Below are 20,519 nucleotides of genomic sequence, written 5' to 3' on the forward strand. Positions count from 1 at the left end.
TGACCTCGAGGGGGTAGGCGCTGTAGCTAGACAGTTCTCAAATTCGAGAAAAGTTATACTTTCTTAATATTTAAATAAAAAGCAGCTAAATACTGCTTTTTATTTATTTTTTTGAAATTATATCAATATTATTCCTTCTCCTGGGCGATCTCTTTAAGTGACTTTACTTTACCATGCGGATTCTGATCTTGCTTCCTGACAGTCCAAGCCCGCTCTTTTTCTCGTTTTGATTTTGTCACGATATCCCTCCTTTCTTTCATCTTTAGGTTAAGCATTTTTTACTATTTTATTTTCATTAAAGCAAAAGAAATCATTTGAATACAATTATTGAGCTCTTTTTGCTAAAATAGACTTGTTTGCAGAAAGGAGTTTGGACGTTTGAAAAATATAACTGCAGATTTCCGTCTAATAATCGGGCTTCTTATTGCCCATTTTTTAATGTATTTTACCTTTCAGGATAAAGCTGTTTTCTGGTATATCTTTTCGGCTTCTCTCTTATTTTTAATCAGCTATTCGATATTAAACGAAGAATTGAAGGATGAAGCTCCGTTTTGGCAATATCTCTCGTATGGAATAGGGTCTGGCCTCTTACTATTTGGAGTTTTTTGGGCTGGATTTCATTTGATTGATTTATTTAATCTTCCTTTTATGAAGGACATTTCAAAGCTGTATGGAAGATATTCACCATCGATGCTTTGGCATTATATTGTTCTCATGTTAATTATTATTCCTGGTGAAGAAATTTTTTGGCGCGGTTTCGTTCAAAAGAGAATGTTAAAATACACAAGTATCCCAGCAGCAATCGTTATATCATCTATTCTCTATGCATCCGTTCATTTATACTCAGCACACTGGATATTGGCTTTTGCAGCATTAATTGCCGGACTTTTCTGGGGATGGCTCTACACATGGAAAAAAAGTATGCCTTTATTAATTGTCTCACATTTAATTTTTGATTTATTCCTATTTGTAATACTTCCCTTGAAATAAAAATGTGAAATTCTACTCATTTTCCCAAATATATTTGTATCTTTAAGTGAGAAAATGATATTGTAGGAATAATTATGTAACTCCTATTTTTACTTTTCGTCTAAATAATTACATCAGCTTTTTAGCAATTACAGGGGGGAATTACAGTGAAGTATTTAAAAAAATGGATGTTTGTTTTTGGATTAGTAGGACTCATTCTTTCAGGGTGTGGAACAACTGACAATAATGAAAATCAAGCGAATGGATCCAATCAAACTCAAAATGAAGAGATAAATAAGGAAAGACAGGAAAATCAAAATACGGAAGATGGACAAGGTACTGTAGAACCGAATAATGACGAACAAACGAAAGAAGATGATGGGGTTGTTCGTATTCCGGAACAAAACCTCCAATATACTGTAAATGGCGAAGCTAAGGAAGAAACAGCTTTTCTTAAATCAAGTGATAATCAGCCTTATTCTATGTATGTCTTGCCTGAATTTGATTTAACAGCTGAAGAACCTCAAAAGGATGTTCTTTTTCTAACTGAAAATGATCATGTCTTTATGCGAATAGAACTTCTTCCTCCTGATGTACAATGGGATATGATGGAAGAAAATACGAAGGCCCAGCTTCAAGCTGTGGACGAAACGATTCAACCCATTGAAGTGCCGAGTACTGATGAGTTTTTTAAAGATTCAATTGCATTGGAAGCATCCAATGGTGACGATGTCGTTACTTCTTATTTAATTAAAAACTCAAATCAGCCTCTTAAATTGACTCTTTTTACAAAGAAAGATTTAAATTATAAAGATGCATTCCTGCAAATGGGTAAAACAATTTTAATAAACAAATAATCATTTTACTGAAAAGACCCTGGAAAATTGACGGGTCTTTTCTTTATCTTGCCTCATTAAAAGGCTTCATCCACAATAACACGATAAAAATAATACTTATATATCCGAAGACCGGATATACATATGATAATAAAGTGCCATAGTTTATTAAACTGATAAAATAACAAATAGTAAAAATAATACAAACCGTAACTACACTGGGAATGGATATGTACTTCCTTAGCTGACGCTCAATGCCAAATACATTCCCAATGACTGAGGTGAAAATTTCCCCATAAATAATAAGTACATAAATCCCAAAAAATGAAGTGGCAAAGGTTTTCATGATTACTGCCATAGGAATATCGTAAGATTCGAGCTGAGGCAGCATAACTAATGTCAAATGACTTGAAATGAGGATAATGGTCAATGCCCCTCCACCAAGTATTCCACCCCATTTAATGGTTTTGTCATTTTTAATTTCAGTCGCAATTGGAACTAAAACAGCCTGTGCTAATCCTAAATTCAATGCAGCATATGAAAATGGAGCAACTACTGCTTTCCACCCATCTTCTGCAAAAGGAATATACAAAATTTGCTCCGTAAAATTAGGAAGTCTCATTGAAAGAAACATTAACAAAAAACTAAAACCTATCATCATCGGAACAACAAATGAATTAACAGCAAATATACCTTTCGTACCTAAAACCATTACTGCAATGGAAAGGCCAATCGTTACAAATATCCCTGTATACTTCGACAATCCCATTTGTTCTTCAAATACTGCTCCTGCACCAGATAGCATGACTGCACATACCCCGAGCAACATAAAAAGCATCAATATATTAATGGCCGATCCAAAGAATTTACCAAATAAATATTCGTTCAATTCTTCATAGGAAGTTGCTTGAATACGTGCTGCTATCCTCATTAATTTTGATCCTAAAAAAATAAATATGTAGCCACTCATTAAAATTGAAACTAATCCAATAAAACCAAAACGGGAAAAGAACTCAACAATTTCCCTCCCTGTTGCAAAGCCTGCTCCAACAACAGTCCCTACATACACGGCAGCTATTTGAAAGGCTGCACTCCAGTTCGTCTTCACAAGATCTCCTCCTTCTCTTCAATATATGAGCCTGAGGACAAACTAAGACGAGCATTCTAAGTATATTATTTAAGTCTCCATTAAATTACTAAACCAAATTCGAGATGTTCCACTTGAAAGTCAAAGAAGGTCAAAGTATAATAAAGCCAAAGGTCAAATATGGTCAAAGTCAAATATTAAACTAGGGGGTATTCCATATGCTTTGTCAAAAATGTCGTGAGAAAGAAGCAAATGTACAATTTAAAGTAAATGTTAACGGAAATGAAACAAACTTAATTCTCTGCCAAAGCTGCTACCAGGATGAAAAAGCAAAGATTGGTTCCTCCTTCGGCCCATCTTTTAGCGGATTTTCTGGCTTTAATCAGCTGCCGTTTGATGAGCTGTTCAAAAACATAAATTCAGCTCAAAATCAAAAACACTCATCTGCACAAAAAGATGTAAGGGAGCCTAGTCGTAACGGTTTTATTGATCAATACGGCAGAAACCTAACACAGATAGCTAAAGCGGGACTTATTGATCCGGTGATTGGAAGAGATGAAGAAGTTAACCGTGTTATTGAAATTTTAAACAGAAGAAATAAAAATAACCCCGTTTTAATTGGTGAACCTGGGGTAGGAAAAACTGCCATTGCTGAAGGCTTGGCTACAATGATATCCGAAGGAAAGGTTCCAAAAAAACTTCTAAATAAGGAAGTTTACTTGCTGGATGTTGCTTCACTAGTTGCTAATACCGGCATTAGGGGACAATTCGAAGAAAGAATGAAGCAGATTATTAATGAATTGCAGGAAAGGAAAAATATAATCCTCTTTATTGATGAAATTCATTTACTAGTTGGCGCCGGTTCAGCTGAAGGCTCCATGGATGCAGGAAATATTCTAAAACCCGCACTTGCGAGAGGCGAACTACAATTAGTCGGTGCAACCACATTAAAGGAATACCGTCAGATCGAAAAGGATCCTGCTCTTGAGCGCCGTTTTCAACCGGTCTATGTGCTAGAGCCAACAGCTGAAGAATCTATGGAAATTCTTAATGGACTTAAATCAAAGTATGAAGATTACCATGAAGTTTCATATTCAGAAGAAGCTTTGAAAGCTTGTATTTCATTATCTAGCCGATATATTCAAGATCGCTTTCTACCAGATAAAGCAATTGATTTAATGGATGAAGCCGGTTCGAAAATCAATTTGAATTCAAACTTTACTCCTTTCGAGCAAATCGAAAAACGGCTAAAGGAAATTGGTAGACAAAAGGAAAAGGCTTTACAGGAAGAGAATTATGAGGCAGCTGCAAAGCTTCGAGATGAAGAAGTGATGCTGGAAAAAACATTAAACACAAATAACCATGAATCGCGCCCTATTGTTGAAATCCATCATATTCAAGAAATCATTGAGAAGAAAACAGGTATTCCAGTCGGAAAGTTAATGGAAGATGAACAAGTATTGATGAAAAACTTGGAATCAAACCTCTCCAAAAAAGTAATCGGTCAAGTGGAAGCTGTTCAAAAAGCAGCAAAGGCAATTCGCAGAAGCCGTGCTGGACTTAAAGCTAAAAACCGTCCAATAGGTTCCTTCTTATTTGTTGGACCAACAGGTGTCGGGAAGACTGAATTAACGAAAACACTCGCTGAGGAACTGTTTGGTTCTAAAGAGGCAATGATTCGCCTTGATATGAGTGAATATATGGAGAAGCATAGTATTTCGAAAATTATCGGATCACCTCCAGGTTATATCGGTCATGATGAGGCTGGACAATTAACAGAAAAAGTACGCCGAAATCCGTACAGCATTATCCTGCTTGATGAAATTGAAAAGGCACATCCTGATGTTCAGCATTTATTCCTCCAAATTCTTGAGGATGGACGTTTAACTGATAGTCAGGGACACACCGTAAGCTTTAAGGATTCTGTCATTATTATGACAAGTAATGCTGGTGTACAGCACAGGGAGATTCACGTTGGGTTTGGTACGAATGAAGCGATGAAGGAAGCAAGTATTTTGGATACTCTTGGTCAGTTCTTTAAACCAGAATTCCTCAATCGTTTTGATAACATTATTGAGTTTAAGTCGCTTGAAAAAGAGCATTTGCTAGACATTGTTGAAATTATGCTCAAAGAATTAAATCATAATTTAAGTGAACAAAACATTCAGCTTACAGTTTCCGATGATGCTAAATCAAAGCTTGCCGAGCTTGGCAATAATCCCGCTTTCGGAGCTCGTCCTCTAAGAAGAGTTATTCAGGATCAACTTGAAGATAAGCTAGCTGATTTCATCATTGATCAGCCTGGTGAACATCAATTACAGGCAGTATTAGAAAATGATGAAATTATCATTAAAATGAAGGAATAGTTACAGCAAAAGGCCGGTTATTTCCCGGCCTTTTGTCATTCTCTCGAACTATTATAAGCTCTTATCATCAATTGAATTTAACCAGCTTTCAATTTCTCCAACAACAGATTCCACACAGCCACCTTCGAATGGTGAAGTGAGATTTGCCTCTGATACTAAACTAGTAAAGGCTTGGCTGCCTCCAAGACTGCATAGATGTAAATAATCCTTCCAAGCTCCTTCATGGTCTTCCCTGGATCGTTTCCAGAACTGGAATGCACAAATTTGTGCAAGTGTATAATCAATATAGTAAAACGGTGAATTATAAATATGTGCCTGTCGTTGCCAAAAGCCGCCATTTTCTAAATACTCATTGCCATCGTAATCTTTATGCGGCATATATTTCTTCTCAATTTCTCTCCAAGCTTGCTTTCTCTCTTTTGGAGATGCAGTATTGTTTTCGTATACCCAATGCTGAAACTCATCTACAGCCACACCATAAGGAAGAAATAATAAAGCACTGCTCAAGTGGGCAAATTTATATTTATCGGTATCCTCTTTAAAGAATTTATCCATCCATGGCCATGTAAAGAATTCCATACTCATGGAATGAATTTCACATGCTTCATATGTCGGCCAATAATATTCCGGAATTTCATATTTTCCGCTCGTATAAACTTGGAAGGCATGACCTGCCTCATGTGTAAGTACATCAATATCGCCTGAAGTCCCATTGAAATTCGAGAAAATAAATGGAGCCTTGTAATTCTCAATAAATGTGCAATATCCGCCCCCTGCTTTTCCCTTTTTTGCAACAAGATCCATCAAGTTCTCTTTTCTCAAATATGAGAAAAACTCCCCTGTTTCTTTTGAAAGCTCATCATACATCGCTTGACCATTTTCGATAATCCATTCTGGACTCCCTTTTGGTGCTGCATTACCTGTTTTAAAGTTAAAGCCCTCATCATAATACTTCAATTGATCAACACCAATTCGTTCTCTTTGGCGTTCCTTCAATTTTGTTGCAATTGGAACGATAAATTCCTTAACTTGATCGCGAAACTTAGCAACCATCTCAGCATTATAATCCGTTCTTTGCATTCGTAAATAAGCTAACTCTACAAAATTATTATATCCAAGCTTGTGGGCAATTTCTGTTCTAACCTTTACTAATTCATCAAAAATACGATCAAGCTCTTCCTCATTATCTGCTAAGAAACCGAAGCGAGCTTCACTTGCTGTTTTTCGGACATTACGGTCAATAGACTGTGTAAATGGTTCCATTTGTGCAAGAGTGCGCTCTTCTCCATCAAAATCAATCTTTGCAGAGGCGATTAATTTTGTGTAGTCGGAAGATAGTTTATTTTCCTTTTGCAGCAATGGAACAATTTCTGGAGAAAATACTTTTAATTGAGCTTCAGCTAATGCAAAAAGCTGAGACCCAAACTTCTCTTCTAATTCATTGCGGAAATCAGATTTGACTAGAGCTTCGTAGTATTTAGTTACAAAACCCTCCACTTCTGGTTGAATTTCATCCATATAGTCCTGCTCCGCTTTATAGAACTCATCATTTGTATCAACAGAATGGCGAATATAACAAAGGTTAAACATAGTTCCTATGTCATTGCGTAATTCATTAATTTTCTTCATTGCCAAAATTTGCTCTTCAGCCGACATTGCCTGATTAAAAATTGCTAATGCATCATCAAATTTCTTGCTCAATTCCGTTAAATTTGGACGGGTATATGTATAATTTTCAAAACTCAATTCAATTGCCCCCTTATTTCCTCTGTTATCAAAACCATTATTATAATTCTACATATATGAATGAATCCCTCTATTTAGAAAAGAAAAAAACGATCCTTTTGGACCGTTTTACATTTTTCCGATTGATAGTCCGAGCCTTTTCAACAAGCTAATCGCTGTATCCTTTTCTTCCTCAGAAAGTTCGGACATTAAAGCATGTATATGCTTTTCATGGTCTGGAAAAATCCCCTCAATAAAGGACTTGCCCTTCTCCGTAATTTGCCCATACGTAACTCGTCTGTCTTTCGCACATGCGGCCCTTCTTAAATACCCCTTTTGCTCAAGCTTATCCACAACATACGTAATACTTCCACTTGCTAAAAGAATCTTTCCTCCTATTTGCTGCAGAGGCTGATCTCCTTTATGATAAAGTAGCTCCAAGACGGCAAATTCTGTTGGGTTTAGACCGTATGTTTGAATTAGTTTATTTACATTTTCACTGAGTGAGCGGTAGGCTCTTGAAAGTACGATAAATAATTTCAATGATTGTTCACTTTGTTCAGTACTCACTTTAATCCAATCCTTTATAATTATCTTGAAATCTAAGTAAATTATAAGAAAACAATTGGATTATGTCAATTTTCGTATTTTTTTATTAAAGGAAGACGTTTATTTATTCGCCATTCTACCTTGATTTCCGAGATAAAACTCTTCTGCAAAATAAGGGTATACTATATAATTGAACTATTACTATAATGACGGAGTTCTAAATTGATGAAAAGTCGTAAAGGCAATTTTTTATTATACGTAGTCATTGTCATCTGCCCCATTCTCGTTGGTGTCCTTTATAATTTATATGATACGATAAATCGTGATTATGCTGAACGAAGGGAACAAGCGATCTGGACAGGCACCATTCACCAAAGAAGCTGGGATAAATTCATTGCTGAAACAGTAACGTCACTTGATACTTTATCTTTCACCGCTGAGATGGCGATTGAAACCCCACTGAAGCTGGAATCAATTTTGAAAAAAATGCACAGTAAAGAACCGAGATATGGAGGTATATATTTACTTGATGAAAGTGGAACGGTGATTACGGGCTCCAATTCACTTCTTGCAAATATGAATCTATCCGATCATGATTATGTACAAGAAATTTTGGAGACAAAAGACATCATTATCTCAAATCATTATGAAGTATTGAAAAATGGCAAGAAAGTGATTGGAATAGGCAAGCCAGTATTGAATGAAGAAGGGAAAATTGATTTTATAATCATCGCCCATTTAAGGGTGGATTATTTACAAAATATCATGAGGCTATTAACTCCTGATACAAGACTTTCAGTAATTTCTTCAACTGGTGCTGTCATCATGGATATTAATACTGCTACTACCGCAACAGAATTTACAGAAAAAAACTCGATCACCCTCTCTATTGACAGGCTGCCATGGAGTATCCAAGTTGAAATACCACAAAGAGAGAAAGGAAATATCATTAAGACCGTCTCCATTGATTTACTTCAATTTATATTTATTTTTCATATTTTGTTCCTATTTATAAAATATTTAATGCTTAAAAGACAGGCAGCAAGTGAGAAAAAGGAGAACGAGATTCAAAAACTTGAGCTTGTTGGAACACTAGCGGCAAGCACTGCCCATGAAATCAGAAACCCACTTACTGGAATTAAAGGACTTGTACAGCTATTAAGTGAAAAATATACGAATTCTCAAGATCAATATTATTTTGCCGTCATCAATGATGAAATAAGCCGGATAAATGAGATTGTTAGTGAATTTCTTATTCTTGGTAAACCGACCGCCCAAAAAACAGAAATTATGGATATAAGAAACATCCTTAAGGAGCTGGAACCGCTCATATTATCAGAGGCTAATTTAAACAATGTTAAATACGAGCTGGCTCTTCCAATAACACCTTTGCTTGTTGATTGCACGAAGGACCAATTAAAGCAGGTGCTGCTGAATATTAGCAAAAATGCCTTAGAATCAATGGCTAAGGGCGGTCATTTAACAATTAAGTTATTCAGAGAGCAAGATGAATGTCATATTCAAATTGCTGATACAGGAATAGGAATACGTGAAGAAGATATTGAAAAAATCTTTCAGCCCTTCTATACATCAAAGGATTTCGGCACAGGACTTGGGCTTGTCGTTTGCAAAAGAATCCTTCATTCATTTGATGGAGAAATAAAAATTTCTAGCACAGTAAATAAAGGAACTGTCGTTGATGTCATACTGCCTATTCAAAATGGAGTTGAAGGAAATCCTTAAAAAGTAAAAGAGCCAACTGGCTCTTTTTTCATTACATCTCTTAATCAATAATATTGACAATGCTTTTCTTCTGTTCAATTCTAGATTTAATTTCATCCATTAATCTAATAACACGCTCATTGCGATCCTCTGGTGCGATTTTTTTATTAAAAACTGAATACAATGTAATATCCCGAAGCATAAGAAATAACGGCATCTGCTCCTCCCAACCGTGTGGAAGGTTATTTTCTGTTTTATATCCCGCCAAAAATGCGTCTATAAATAAACGGCCAAACTCCTCACGCTCATTGATTTCCTTAGCTGTAAAGCTAGACAGGCATGAATAATAAAGAGGAATGGCAATATCAGACACTAGCCAGTGATAACAGCAATCATCAAAATCGAACACATGAATACTGCTGCCATCATAGAAAAAGTTCCCAGCATGAATATCTGTATGTATGAGTCCGTAATTGTCACTGTCTACAGGAATAGACTTTATTTTCTCTAATAATTCTATAGCGTTTTGTCTTGCAATTGTCTCTGTTGCAGGAAAATATTTTTCTACATTTAGAAGTTCATCTTCGTACCAGTGTGGTCTCTTCTTAATTAGCGGGGAAGATACATACTTCTTTGTAGCTGTATGCATTTTACCAATTTGTTTCCCCCAAGTTGATAAAAGATCGTTATTAAATGGATTCTCTTTCGTTTTCACTGGTTTCCCAGTTGCTTTGGAAAATAGACTTCCAAAAAAAACGGATTGGTCTTCAGCTGAAATGAATTCAACAAATTTACCATTTATCGATTCGAATGCAGTAGAAACATTTATTCCTTGTTGATACAAATAATTAACCCATTCAATTTCCGCATATAAATTTTCCAACTCTCTATGCGAGCTGTGAGTAATTCTTAAAATATATGGTTTACCTTCTTTGTACACTTCATAAACGAAATTTTCAAAGTCACCTAAGAGTTTATATTCATCTTCCAATGAAAAAGATTTCAAAAAGTGAATCATGATTTCCTTTGTGTGTAACACCTCTACAGACTTCTCCACATATTTCCTCCCCCACAAGCTAAATTTCCTAACTAAAGAAAATTTGTAAAATCCTATTATAATTATAAAAATATTCCTATTAACATTGTACTATATTATGAAAATTATAAAATATATTTCGTAAACTATAATAATCATGTATTATTATTACTTAGGATTACTAAATTATATTTTCAGAAAGGGGACCTGAGCATGAGCAATACCGCAGCAGCGACCAAGACCCTCCAAAATAGCAATGAAACATCTTACAAAATATTAATCATCTTAGGCCTCTGTCATTTATTAAATGATTCACTGCAAGCCATTATTCCTGCAATGTTTCCAATTTTAGAAAATTCGATGGGGCTAACCTTTACCCAGTTAGGAATCATTGGCTTTGCCTTAAATATTGTTGCTTCTGTATTACAGCCTGCGGTAGGGATGATTACAGATAAGAAACCAATGCCTTATGCTTTGCCAATAGGTTTAACCTCTAGCATGTTTGGCGTGTTAGGGCTTGCTTTGGCACAAAGCTTTGAGTTTATCGTCATTTCTGTCATTTTCATTGGTCTCGGTTCAGCCGTTTTTCATCCAGAAGGTTCTAGGGTTGCCTTCATGGCTGCAGGCCCTAGACGTGGTCTTGCCCAATCTATTTATCAGGTTGGCGGAAATAGCGGGCAGGCAATGGCACCTCTAATTACTGCTTTAATCTTAGTTCCTCTCGGGCAAATTGGAGCAGCATGGTTCACAGCTGTTGCAGCTGTTGCAGTAGGACTGCTGACTTATATAGCCTTTTGGTATGCTAGTAAACTTCGCATAGAGAGAACATTGATAAAGAAACAGAGCAAAATGGCCATACATGAGCAAAAAGGTTTATCAAAAGCTGTTAAAATTGCACTCGTTCTTGTCCTGTTTTTAATTTTTGCACGTTCATGGTATGTTTCAGGAATGACAAATTACTATGCCTTTTACACAATAGAAAACTACTCTTTCTCTATTAGGCAAGCGCAAATCTTTCTATTTGCCTTCCTCGTTTCGGGAGCACTTGGCACTTTCTTCGGTGGGCCACTTGCTGATCGATTTGGCAAAAAGGTGATTATCTTTTTATCTATGACTATATCAGCTCCATTAACTATATTAATTCCATTTGTTCCGCCTGTGATTGCTTTTTGCTTGCTTGCATTATCAGGCTTTATCTTAATGTCAAGCTTTTCTGTAACGGTCGTATATGCTCAAGAATTAGTTCCAGGAAAAATTGGTACAATGGCAGGACTCACAGTTGGGTTAGCTTTTGGCATGGGGGCTATTGGCTCGATGGTAATCGGGTATTTAGCCGACTTAATCGGAATTACTCAAACGATGATTCTTACAGGCTTCTTGCCATTGCTTGGATTGATAACACTTCTCCTGCCTTCTGATCAAAAGATTAATGAATGGAATGCATAAGTTGGAGTACTATTTAGTGGAGGCTATGCCTCCACTTTTTTTTCAAAAAAATTAAGACGCTGCTATAATTTAAGCACCGTCTTATGAGAATCTATTCTCTATCTATCAGTCAATTTATTTACCTTTTTAGCGGTCTTTAGTTTATGCTAACCTAAATACGATGCCATGTCCGCCCTTTGGATATTCCCATTTAATATTTTGATATGGACAGCCTATTCTGCAGCTTCCGCATTCATGGCAGCCCTCGTAGCCTACCTGCATTCTTAGCCCTTCCCATTTATAGACCTCCGCCGGGCAAAAAACTGTACAAATTTTGTCAGGGCATTTTGTTATACAAATATCATGGTCCATTACCGTTAAATGTGACTTCGTATCAGCTTTAAAACGTAAGAGATATTGTTTTTCTTCAATATTCTTCGTTGACATTATTTCACCGCCTTCCATGCTCGATACATATCTTTAATAACCTTGATAGTGCCCCTTTCCCCAGTAAAGCTTTTCATAATTTGTTTTTGCTTATCCTTTTTAGACGTGCCGTCAACGGTAAAGAATTTACTTGCTGCCTGGTTCATTAAAGGAACATACTCTTTAAAGTATTGCGGATGATGCTCAAAAACATGAGTAGCATCTTTATATTTTTCCAAGTCCTTCATAATAAAGCTCTCATGTAAAGCCTCTCTATAATGATTTAAACTCGATTCACTGAAATCATTGCGTTTTTTCGCTTCAATAATAGCCTCTGCCGCCATTTGTCCTGACTTCATAGCCATATTAGACCCTTCCCTGTGGATTGCATTTACAAGCTGGGCGGCATCCCCTACTACAAGCACTCCATTTCCAGCTACCTTTGGAACAGAATGAAATCCTCCTTCTGGAATAAGATGTGCTAAGTATTCAGCAGACTCTCCCCCTTCCATCAATGGTCTAACCATTGGGTGAGTTTTTAAATAATCTAATAGATCATAAGGTTTGAGTTTTGCCTTGATCATACTGGATAGCGTTGTTCCAACTCCAATATTGATGCTTTCCTTATTTGTATAAATAAACGCAGTTCCAAGATTCCCCTTAGTCGAGTCACCAAATATTTCGATCGTACAGCCTTGGTTATCCTCTAAATTAAAACGGTCGTTGATTTTTTCCTTCGTTAGATTCACTACTTCCATCACGGTTAAGGCAACTTCGTCCGGCCTAAATTCCTTATGAAATCCAAGTTGCTTGCCAAGCAGTGAATTTACTCCATCAGCTAAAACGACAACATCGGCATAAACCTCTCCATCTGGACGATCCGTTCTGACCCCGATTACCTTACCATTTTCCACGATACACTCTAGGACAACCGTTTCATTAATGAGTAAAACCCCTTGCTCGACCCCTTTCTTAGCAAACCATTGATCAAATTGGGCCCTTAATACTGTGAAATTATTGTATGGCTCGACTCCCCATTCAAGCCCTTTATAGCCAAAGGTGACAGCTGATTCTTTATCCATCATCCAAAATCGCTGTTCAATAACAGGTCTTTCCAATGGTGCTTCCTTCCAGAATTCAGGAATGATTTCTTCCATCTGTTTCCTGTATAATACGCCCCCCATCACATTTTTGCTTCCAGGATATTCTCCTCTTTCAATCTGTAAAACCTTTAACCCATTTTTTGCACAAGTATAGGCACAGGAGGTTCCAGCCGGGCCTGCTCCCACTACAATGACATCAAATTTTTCAGACATAGCTCACTTCACCGCCCTTCTCTTTTCGAAGTTCTTTAAATTGCTTAATCAATTTTGGGACAATTTCTAAGGCATCTCCAACAATTCCATAAGTGGCGACATCAAATATTGGGGCATTTGGATCTTTATTAATGGCGATGATAAACTCTGAATTTTTCATTCCAACAATATGCTGAATAGCTCCTGAGATTCCAATTGCAAAGTAAATTTTAGGTGTAATCGTTTCTCCTGTTTGCCCTACTTGCTGTTCATGAGGAAGCCAGCCTGCCTCTACAACATCTCTCGTTCCACCCACGCTAGCACCGATCGTTTCAGCCAATTCATGAATAAGCTGAAATCCTTTAGGGTCCCCCATCCCTTTTCCCCCAGCTACCACAACATGAGCATCGGCTAAGCGAACCTTTTTTGTGACATCCTTCACAATTTCTAGCACCTTTGTTCTCATTTCTTCTTCACTTAAAGAAATTTCTTCTTCAATTACCTTCCCTTCTCTGCTATCGTCTTTATCGAGTGCCTTCATGACTTTAGGTCTTACAGTAGCCATTTGAGGGCGATGTTTTTTACATAAAATTGTTGCCATAATATTTCCGCCAAATGCTGGGCGGCTTGCCTCCAGCAATCGTGTTTCCAAATCCGCATCCAGCATCGTTGTATCTGCTGTTAAGCCTGTGCTTAAATCTGTGGCAACTGCGCTTGCAAGGTCTTTTCCATTCGAAGTAGCACCATAAAGAAAAATTTCAGGCTTGTATTTTTCTGCAAGAAGCATAACGCCTTTCATATATGATTCTGTTCGATAATCTCTTAAAACGGGGTTGTCGATCATATATACTTGGTCTGCACCATAGGAAATGACTTCCGGGCATAGTTCCTTAATATGATGACCTAATAATACCCCGGATAATGGAACCTCTAATTTGTCCGCAAGCCTTCTTCCTGCACCCAAAAGTTCCAATGAAACTCCTTCGATTGCCCTCTCATTAACCTCAATAAAGACCCAAACACCACGGTAATCTTCAAACATCGGGACCTCTCCTTTGTATAAAAAGTGAATAATAGCAGCTTAAAAACGATTGTTCACTAAAATGAAAATAGACAAGAAATAACATTGTAATAAACGACTAGCCTACCATCTATCCAAGGAGTAATTCCTTTTTATCCTCTAGTAAAGAAATTAGCTGCTTCACTTGTTCGTCAGCACTGCCTTCTAGTCTTTTTCCGCCTTCAGGTTTGGGAGGAGTGAACATTTTCCCTACAATGGTCGGAGATCCCTTTAGCCCAAGCTGAGATCTGTCAACATTCTCCAGATCATTTACTGTCCAAATAATGGGCTCGTACCTTGCAGCTTTAATCATATTAGTCATGGGCGAATATTCAATGTCATTAATCTCTTTCGCAACTGTTAATAGGCATGGAAATTGCGATTCAATTAATTGATGTCCATTCGCAATTTTTCTTTTTAATAGAACCTTTTTATCTGAAGTATTAAAGCTTGATACTTCTATTACATTGGTTATTGGTGGTATATCCATTCTCCTCGCTATTCCTGGGCCAACCTGGCCAGTATCCCCATCAATCGCATGCAGACCGCAAATAATTAAATCTATTGGCTCCTCTTTCGTAATTCTCTCCAATGCCTTTGATAACGCATAGCTCGTTGCTAAAGTGTCCGCACCTGCAAAGGCCCTGTCAGAAATTAAATAACCTTTATCAGCACCAATTTCAATACTTTTCTTAATGACAGCTGTTGCCTGAGGAGGACCCATGGAAAGAACAGAAATCGTTCCCTCCCCAATCATTTTCTTAATCCTTACGGCCTCTTGAACAGCATGTGCATCATATGGGTTCAAGATTGCAGGCGCACTTCTTCGATCAAGTGTGTTTGTCTTTGGATTTATTTTTATTATTTTTGTATCTGGTACTTGCTTTACACAGACGACAATATGCATAACTAGCTCTCCCTCCTTATCAATGAAAACGTTTTCCTTTTGATCGTAAAAAAAGTATATGTATTAACGATATATGACTCTCGGCACAAGCATAGTACTAACAATTAGTGAAAATGCTTCCGCTAACAGCTGCTTTTCTAAATGGAATAATCAGCTATATTTGCTGTAGCTGATTGACAAAAAAAGTAATTTTTTGAACACATCTTGTGCTTCAGTATAAAATATATATTGTTTCCGCTGATGCCTATTCAGAAAAAAATCATTTTTATTATTAAAATTGAAATAAATGTTTGTCAGCCGCTTAAGTTGACTCTTATAATATGGTTACAAATAGAAATGAGGGAATGAGAATGAGGGAAGTAATTATCGGAAGCGTACTCTCAGCCTTATCAACAGGAGTTGGCGCTTTAATTATACTTTTTATGTCAAGTGCTGTTACCCATAAATGGCGCGATACTTTACTTGCGTTCACTGCCGGAATTATGATGGCCGCTTCTACTTTAGGTCTAATACCTGAGGCTTTAAAGACAGGGGGATTTCCTTCAGTCGCTATCGGAATATTTCTGGGAGTCTTAACTCTTACTTTGATGGAAAAAAACATTCCTCATATAGATCTAAAGCATTCGAAAAAAGGAATCGAGTTTGATGAAAAAGCCATGCTTATTATCGCGGCGATTACCCTTCACAACATCCCTGAAGGTCTGTCAGTTGGAGTAAGCTATGCATCTCATGTAAAGGATACCGGAAACCTAATTGCCTTTGCCATCGGTCTGCAGAATGCTCCTGAAGGATTTCTTGTCGCTTTATTCCTCGTCAACCAAAAGATAAATAAATTTAAAGCATTTGTTATTTCAACGTTGACTGGAGCTATTGAAATTGTCATGGGGTTATTAGGCTTCTATTTAACATCTTATGTGGACTTCCTCGTTCCATATGGACTCGCCTTTGCAGCAGGCGCAATGTTATTTATTATTTATAAAGAGTTAATACCTGAAAGTCATGGGGATGGAAACGAACGTACATCAACCTATTCCTTTATCATTGGACTTTTATTTATGGTATTGCTAATTGACTTCTTTTCATAATGTATACATAGCACTGTTGTTTGAAAAATAATATGAAAAAACCCTATAGCGTAATATTACGCATAGGGATTTTTTTAAGTAATCATTTCAAATTCAGTCACTGTTAACGTATTTGGCAAAACAAGAATCATTTTCTTAAAGGGAAATCGAACTTCTTCCTCTATCTTTTCTGAATGATGTATGGTCATTTGATATTCATAAATTAATTGATCAAGCTCTTGACTGCATTGAATGGTATCTTCACTCGTATACCCATATTTCCTTGCAGAATTTATCATTTTCTCCCTTTTTTCTTGGATCTGCAGCAATATTTCTTTACAATTTTCTGCCAACTTTTTTCCTCCATCCTATCCCTTTCTATCTAGAATCGTTCTATTTAAGTAGTTACCTTTAGCATTATTGCAAGAAAATACATAAAAGTAAATAGATTCGCAGAATTAGACAGTTTTCACCAAAATATAAATTTCTCGACATTTTGCGAGTATATTTTTAAGAAGCGTTTCGACAAGATAAGATCAATTTACAGTACTTTTTTCATTGGCAGAAATATGTTAAAAATAGTGCCTACTCCTAATTCACTTTCAACTTCTATATTGCCCTTATGCTCTTCAATAATTTTAAAAGTTACCATAAGTCCAAGACCCGTACCTTTTTCCTTCGTTGTGTAAAAAGGCTGACCGAGCTTTTCAACCTTATCCTTTGGTATTCCACTCCCCTCATCCTCGATGGATATATGTATTCTGCCATCCTCCGTTGAATTCATGAACACATCAATATAGCCGCCATTTGGCATGACCTCAATTGCATTCTTAATTACGTTAATAAAGACCTTCTTCATTTGATTTGGTTCGCAGAATATTGGAGGCAGGCCTTTTTCGTATTTTGTTCGAAACTGAATATTATGTAATACGGCTTGAGCACTTAAGAAATCTACTGTTTCCTTCATAATTTGTATAAGATCAACTTCAACAAACTTAACTGCTTGTGGTTTTGCCAAAATTAAAAATTCATTAATGATCGTGTCAATCCTCTTCAGCTCAGAAGAAATAATGTTAAAATACATGGAATGATCCTCTTTAATAGTATCCTCTAATAACTGAATAAATCCTTTTAAGGCTGTCATTGGATTGCGAATTTCGTGCGCAATACCTGCGGCGAGTTCTCCGATAACATTTAATGTATCCGATTTTCGGAGTTGTACATCAAGCTGTAGCTTTTCTGTAATATCTTTAAAGGTTACTAAGCTTAATTCAGAAAGAATATTATACTTTGCTGAAAATTCAATATATTTAGATTCCCCAGATTCTACTGTAATATCAAGGGTGCCCGTTGTTTGACCACTATTAACGAGATTATGATAATAATAGTAAATTTCTTCATTTGAAAGATGTAGTTTTGTGAGTAGGTCTATAAATGAATGTCCAATTATTTCAGCCTTTGAAACAGACAGCATTTTTTCTGCAGCCTGATTTATATCAACAACGTTAAAATCATTCTTCCATAAGATAATCCCCTCTAAAGCACCCTCAAAGATTTTTCTAAATTTTAATTCACTTTCTCTTAGCTCTTTTTCCATTCTTCTTGTTTCACTTACATTTCGAAATATGGTCATATGAAATTCGTCAACTGCATGCAGTTTACTAGTGAATTCCAAAGATTTTAATTGTCCATTGGGCATTAGAAAAACAAGTTCATCCCGTATAGCCCCTTTTTCATGAAAATTATTGTATACTTGATAAATTTTCTCTTTGCTGGCATAAATAAAATCCTGAATCCTTTTTGAAACAAGCTCTTCTTTGCTGCATTCAAAAATTCGGCAGGCTGCCTCATTTGCTTTAATAATCTGACCCTTACCCGTCCAAAAAATAATCCCTTCTACAGCTTCTTCATATATATTTATATATATATCTGCATTTTTTATTAATTTGATTTCTAATTGCCTTATTTCACTCTCTGTAATATGAACTTCCTTTAAAAATTCCGCGTTTACATCGTTGCTGTTTTTGTTCAAATTCACTTCTACCTTCCCTCCTATTGGGATTTAACTATATACATAGTTCTACAAAATTAGCGAAAGTTCCTCTTACTAATTTGAAAATTGAAAAAACAAAAATTAATGATACAGGCTAGGGCAAAGAAAAATGGGATCCCTGTATAGCAGGGAATCCCATGAAATTAATTTTATAACTTGAATTTTGAAATCATCACATTTAATTGATCGGCAAGCTCTGATAAATTTTGAGCATTTTCTGAGATTTCTTCCATCGAATGATTGGTTTGCGTAATAACAGCACTCGTTTGTTCAATACCTGCTGCTGATTGAACGGATACTTCAGCAATATTTTCAATGGATTGATTCATATTCGTTGTAGCACCAGAAACTCTTTCAAAATTCATAGATATTTCTAACACATTGTTAGACATCATATTAACTGCCTGATAGATCTTTTCAAACGTTTCTCCCGTTAGCCGGATTTGATCAGTCCCTTTTTCAACCTGAGAATATCCAGTCTGTAAGGATGATACTACATTACTTGATTCCGTTTGAATTCCTTTTACAATTTTTGTAATATCCGCAACAGATAATGAAACTTGTTCTGCTAATTTTCGAACTTCATCTGCCACAACTGCAAATCCCCTGCCATGTTCACCTGCACGTGCCGCTTCAATAGCTGCATTTAACGCAAGCAAATTCGTTTGATTTGCAATATCATGTATAACCTGAATTAGTTTAGTAATTTGTTGTGTCTGTTCATCTAATCCGTTTACCCGTTCAACAGATGTTTTCATAATCTCATTAATCATGGACATTTGCTTCTGTGAATCTCCCATTAAGGTATCTCCAGTTTTAGTCAAATGTAAGACTTCATTCGATGCTTTTTGAATCTCTGTTCCGCTTTGAGCAGCTTTTTCAACCTCTGCCATATAGCTTTCCATCATACTAGCTAATCCACTAGCAGATTTTGCTTGTTCCTCAGCTCCTGCTGACAGCTCCTGCATTGTTGAAGCACCTTGCTGGCTTGCTGCCTTTACTTCAGTTGCGGCAATGTTTAGTTCTCCGCTCTTTTCTGTAACATAAGTTGAAACAGCCGATATTTCCTGTATCATAGCTTGAAGCTTTTCTTTCATTGAATTTGTTGCTTTTCCTAACTCTGCTATTTCATCACTGCCATCATAATCTATCGCTTCTACATTAAGATTTCCGCTCGCCACTTCATTTGAAAGGTGAACGATTTGACCAAGCTTTTTAGAAATAATTTTCCCTATAACTAGAATACTTACGATACCAAGGGCAGCAGAAATAACGATAGAAATCCCGAGTATGATTAAAGTTAAGATTAACGCGGACTTTGCAGAGCTTACCGCTTTCTTTTGCTCTGATTTCAACATTTCACTTAATATATCTAAATTAACGACTGTTTCAGTAATCATCGTATCTGCTTGCAGCTTCCCAAGACGGTATTCTCTTACATGCTGAAGCTTTACTTTCGGTTGAATCGTATCATGAAATATCGTTGTTATCTCTTTATCATTTTCCGCGATTTCAGCAAATAGGTCTTTCGACTCTTTTGTTGTTATGGCAGGCTCTAGTACCTTCTTCAATTTATTAAATTCTTCCGATAGTTGATCAAAGGATGTTAAATGCTTCGGATTTGAATCAATTATATAATTTCCAATTGCACTGCCTTTTTGATGAAAAATAGCCGTAGCTTCATTAAACAATATGGCTTTGTCGCCCGATTCTTCAACCATTTCCATTTTGGAATTCGCAATTGACAGGAATCCGAATGTGATAATCGTAGAAATTGTAAACAAACCAATAGTTACAAATAAAGCTACTCCATATTTTTGCCCAAGCTTTAATCTTTTCCATAAAGGTATGATTGACAGCCTGGTAATAACTCTATTTAACTTATATTTTTTATCCTTTTTATGATTTTTAGATTTTTTTACTTTCTTAAAACGAGTCTTTTTTACCCCTTTCATTTTAGGTAATCCTCCCTTGTTTAGACGTTGTTGTCAAAATATTG

At 36.3% G+C, this 20,519-nt stretch carries 18 protein-coding genes and 1 pseudogene; 6 read left to right on the plus strand and 13 right to left on the minus strand.

Annotation, left to right across the window (positions count from 1 at the left end; genetic code table 11):
- Window positions 1-128: 128 nt before the first annotated feature.
- Entirely contained in the window at window positions 129-239 is a 111-nt protein-coding gene (locus V7122_RS09210; protein ID WP_231734738.1) for a DUF6254 family protein, read from the minus strand.
- A 139-nt stretch (window positions 240-378) separates the two neighbouring features.
- On the opposite strand from V7122_RS09210, the gene V7122_RS09215 reads away from it, so the two are divergent.
- Window positions 379-990 (plus strand): CPBP family intramembrane glutamic endopeptidase, encoded by a 612-nt coding sequence (locus tag V7122_RS09215; RefSeq protein ID WP_335345742.1) that lies wholly within the window; start codon window positions 379-381, stop codon window positions 988-990.
- A gap of 146 nt (window positions 991-1,136) precedes the next feature.
- Window positions 1,137-1,826, plus strand: coding sequence for a hypothetical protein (locus V7122_RS09220; RefSeq protein WP_335345743.1), 690 nt, complete (start codon window positions 1,137-1,139; stop codon window positions 1,824-1,826).
- 43 nt (window positions 1,827-1,869) lie between these two features.
- On the opposite strand, the gene V7122_RS09225 is transcribed toward V7122_RS09220, so the two are convergent.
- Window positions 1,870-2,913, minus strand: a complete 1,044-nt coding sequence (locus V7122_RS09225; protein WP_335345744.1) for a YkvI family membrane protein — start codon at window positions 2,911-2,913, stop codon at window positions 1,870-1,872.
- A 197-nt stretch (window positions 2,914-3,110) separates the two neighbouring features.
- On the opposite strand from V7122_RS09225, the gene V7122_RS09230 reads away from it, so the two are divergent.
- Window positions 3,111-5,258 (plus strand): ATP-dependent Clp protease ATP-binding subunit, encoded by a 2,148-nt coding sequence (locus tag V7122_RS09230; RefSeq protein WP_335526424.1) that lies wholly within the window; start codon window positions 3,111-3,113, stop codon window positions 5,256-5,258.
- A 51-nt stretch (window positions 5,259-5,309) separates the two neighbouring features.
- Here the strand turns inward: V7122_RS09230 and V7122_RS09235 are convergent, their stop codons facing one another.
- Both V7122_RS09235 and V7122_RS09240 read right to left on the minus strand, forming a co-directional pair.
- On the minus strand, window positions 5,310-7,004 hold the full coding sequence (locus tag V7122_RS09235) for a M3 family oligoendopeptidase (protein ID WP_335526425.1): 1,695 nt from the start codon (window positions 7,002-7,004) through the stop codon (window positions 5,310-5,312).
- 108 nt (window positions 7,005-7,112) lie between these two features.
- Window positions 7,113-7,553: a MarR family winged helix-turn-helix transcriptional regulator gene (locus V7122_RS09240; protein ID WP_335355441.1), complete on the minus strand. Its 441-nt coding sequence runs from the start codon at window positions 7,551-7,553 to the stop codon at window positions 7,113-7,115.
- Window positions 7,554-7,757: 204 nt separating this feature from the next.
- Here V7122_RS09240 and V7122_RS09245 point away from each other — a divergent pair, with 204 nt between their 5' ends.
- Window positions 7,758-9,275 (plus strand): ATP-binding protein, encoded by a 1,518-nt coding sequence (locus tag V7122_RS09245; protein ID WP_335526428.1) that lies wholly within the window; start codon window positions 7,758-7,760, stop codon window positions 9,273-9,275.
- 40 nt (window positions 9,276-9,315) lie between these two features.
- Here V7122_RS09245 and V7122_RS09250 read toward each other — a convergent pair whose 3' ends face one another.
- Window positions 9,316-10,311 carry a phosphotransferase enzyme family protein gene (locus V7122_RS09250; RefSeq protein ID WP_335526430.1) on the minus strand — a complete coding sequence of 332 codons (996 nt, stop codon included), beginning with the start codon at window positions 10,309-10,311 and terminating at the stop codon, window positions 9,316-9,318.
- A 192-nt stretch (window positions 10,312-10,503) separates the two neighbouring features.
- On the opposite strand from V7122_RS09250, the gene V7122_RS09255 reads away from it, so the two are divergent.
- A complete protein-coding gene (locus V7122_RS09255; RefSeq protein WP_335526432.1) occupies window positions 10,504-11,736 on the plus strand; it encodes an MFS transporter in 1,233 nt (410 codons plus the stop codon).
- A 141-nt stretch (window positions 11,737-11,877) separates the two neighbouring features.
- Here the strand turns inward: V7122_RS09255 and V7122_RS09260 are convergent, their stop codons facing one another.
- From V7122_RS09260 to V7122_RS09275, 4 genes are all read right to left on the minus strand, one after another.
- Window positions 11,878-12,162 (minus strand): ferredoxin family protein, encoded by a 285-nt coding sequence (locus V7122_RS09260; protein ID WP_315668339.1) that lies wholly within the window; start codon window positions 12,160-12,162, stop codon window positions 11,878-11,880.
- Window positions 12,162-13,457, minus strand: coding sequence for an FAD-dependent oxidoreductase (locus tag V7122_RS09265; protein ID WP_335526434.1), 1,296 nt, complete (start codon window positions 13,455-13,457; stop codon window positions 12,162-12,164). Before V7122_RS09265 ends, V7122_RS09260 begins: the two co-directional genes overlap by 1 nt.
- Window positions 13,450-14,478 carry an electron transfer flavoprotein subunit alpha/FixB family protein gene (locus V7122_RS09270; RefSeq protein WP_335526436.1) on the minus strand — a complete coding sequence of 343 codons (1,029 nt, stop codon included), beginning with the start codon at window positions 14,476-14,478 and terminating at the stop codon, window positions 13,450-13,452. The genes V7122_RS09265 and V7122_RS09270 overlap by 8 nt, the downstream gene beginning before the upstream one ends.
- Before the next feature lie 109 nt (window positions 14,479-14,587).
- Window positions 14,588-15,403, minus strand: coding sequence for an electron transfer flavoprotein subunit beta/FixA family protein (locus V7122_RS09275; RefSeq protein ID WP_335482938.1), 816 nt, complete (start codon window positions 15,401-15,403; stop codon window positions 14,588-14,590).
- 350 nt (window positions 15,404-15,753) lie between these two features.
- On the opposite strand from V7122_RS09275, the gene V7122_RS09280 reads away from it, so the two are divergent.
- The gene (locus tag V7122_RS09280; protein WP_335344142.1) at window positions 15,754-16,488 is read left to right on the plus strand and encodes a ZIP family metal transporter; all 735 of its coding nucleotides are present in this window, start codon (window positions 15,754-15,756) and stop codon (window positions 16,486-16,488) included.
- 74 nt (window positions 16,489-16,562) lie between these two features.
- On the opposite strand, the gene V7122_RS09285 is transcribed toward V7122_RS09280, so the two are convergent.
- The 4 genes and pseudogenes from V7122_RS09285 to V7122_RS25725 form a co-directional block, all read right to left on the minus strand.
- A complete protein-coding gene (locus V7122_RS09285; protein WP_335355436.1) occupies window positions 16,563-16,820 on the minus strand; it encodes an aspartyl-phosphate phosphatase Spo0E family protein in 258 nt (85 codons plus the stop codon).
- 188 nt (window positions 16,821-17,008) lie between these two features.
- On the minus strand, window positions 17,009-18,505 hold the full coding sequence (locus V7122_RS09290) for a PAS domain-containing sensor histidine kinase (RefSeq protein ID WP_335355435.1): 1,497 nt from the start codon (window positions 18,503-18,505) through the stop codon (window positions 17,009-17,011).
- Window positions 18,506-18,669: 164 nt separating this feature from the next.
- Window positions 18,670-19,617 (minus strand): methyl-accepting chemotaxis protein, encoded by a 948-nt coding sequence (locus V7122_RS25720; protein ID WP_438824775.1) that lies wholly within the window; start codon window positions 19,615-19,617, stop codon window positions 18,670-18,672.
- Window positions 19,609-20,475: pseudogene (locus V7122_RS25725) on the minus strand (HAMP domain-containing protein); the annotation flags it as partial. The gene V7122_RS25720 and the pseudogene V7122_RS25725, both read right to left, overlap by 9 nt.
- Between the last annotated feature and the right edge of the window lie 44 nt (window positions 20,476-20,519).

Origin of the sequence: Bacillus sp. JJ1532, from assembly GCF_036965085.1 — a bacterium.
Taxonomy (GTDB): Bacteria; Bacillota; Bacilli; order Bacillales; family Cytobacillaceae; genus Cytobacillus.

Excerpts from the sequence above, each read along its gene's own strand:
- V7122_RS09255 (WP_335526432.1), top strand. The coding sequence starts at position 10,504 with ATGAGCAATACCGCAGCAGCGACCAAGACCCTCCAAAATAGCAATGAA.
- V7122_RS09245 (WP_335526428.1), top strand. The coding sequence starts at position 7,758 with ATGAAAAGTCGTAAAGGCAATTTTTTATTATACGTAGTCATTGTCATC.
- V7122_RS09280 (WP_335344142.1), top strand. The coding sequence starts at position 15,754 with ATGAGGGAAGTAATTATCGGAAGCGTACTCTCAGCCTTATCAACAGGA.
- V7122_RS25720 (WP_438824775.1), bottom strand. The coding sequence starts at position 19,617 with ATGAAAGAAAAGCTTCAAGCTATGATACAGGAAATATCGGCTGTTTCA.
- V7122_RS09265 (WP_335526434.1), bottom strand. The coding sequence starts at position 13,457 with ATGTCTGAAAAATTTGATGTCATTGTAGTGGGAGCAGGCCCGGCTGGA.
- V7122_RS09270 (WP_335526436.1), bottom strand. The coding sequence starts at position 14,478 with ATGTTTGAAGATTACCGTGGTGTTTGGGTCTTTATTGAGGTTAATGAG.
- V7122_RS09230 (WP_335526424.1), top strand. The coding sequence starts at position 3,111 with ATGCTTTGTCAAAAATGTCGTGAGAAAGAAGCAAATGTACAATTTAAA.
- V7122_RS09275 (WP_335482938.1), bottom strand. The coding sequence starts at position 15,403 with ATGCATATTGTCGTCTGTGTAAAGCAAGTACCAGATACAAAAATAATA.
- V7122_RS09260 (WP_315668339.1), bottom strand. The coding sequence starts at position 12,162 with ATGTCAACGAAGAATATTGAAGAAAAACAATATCTCTTACGTTTTAAA.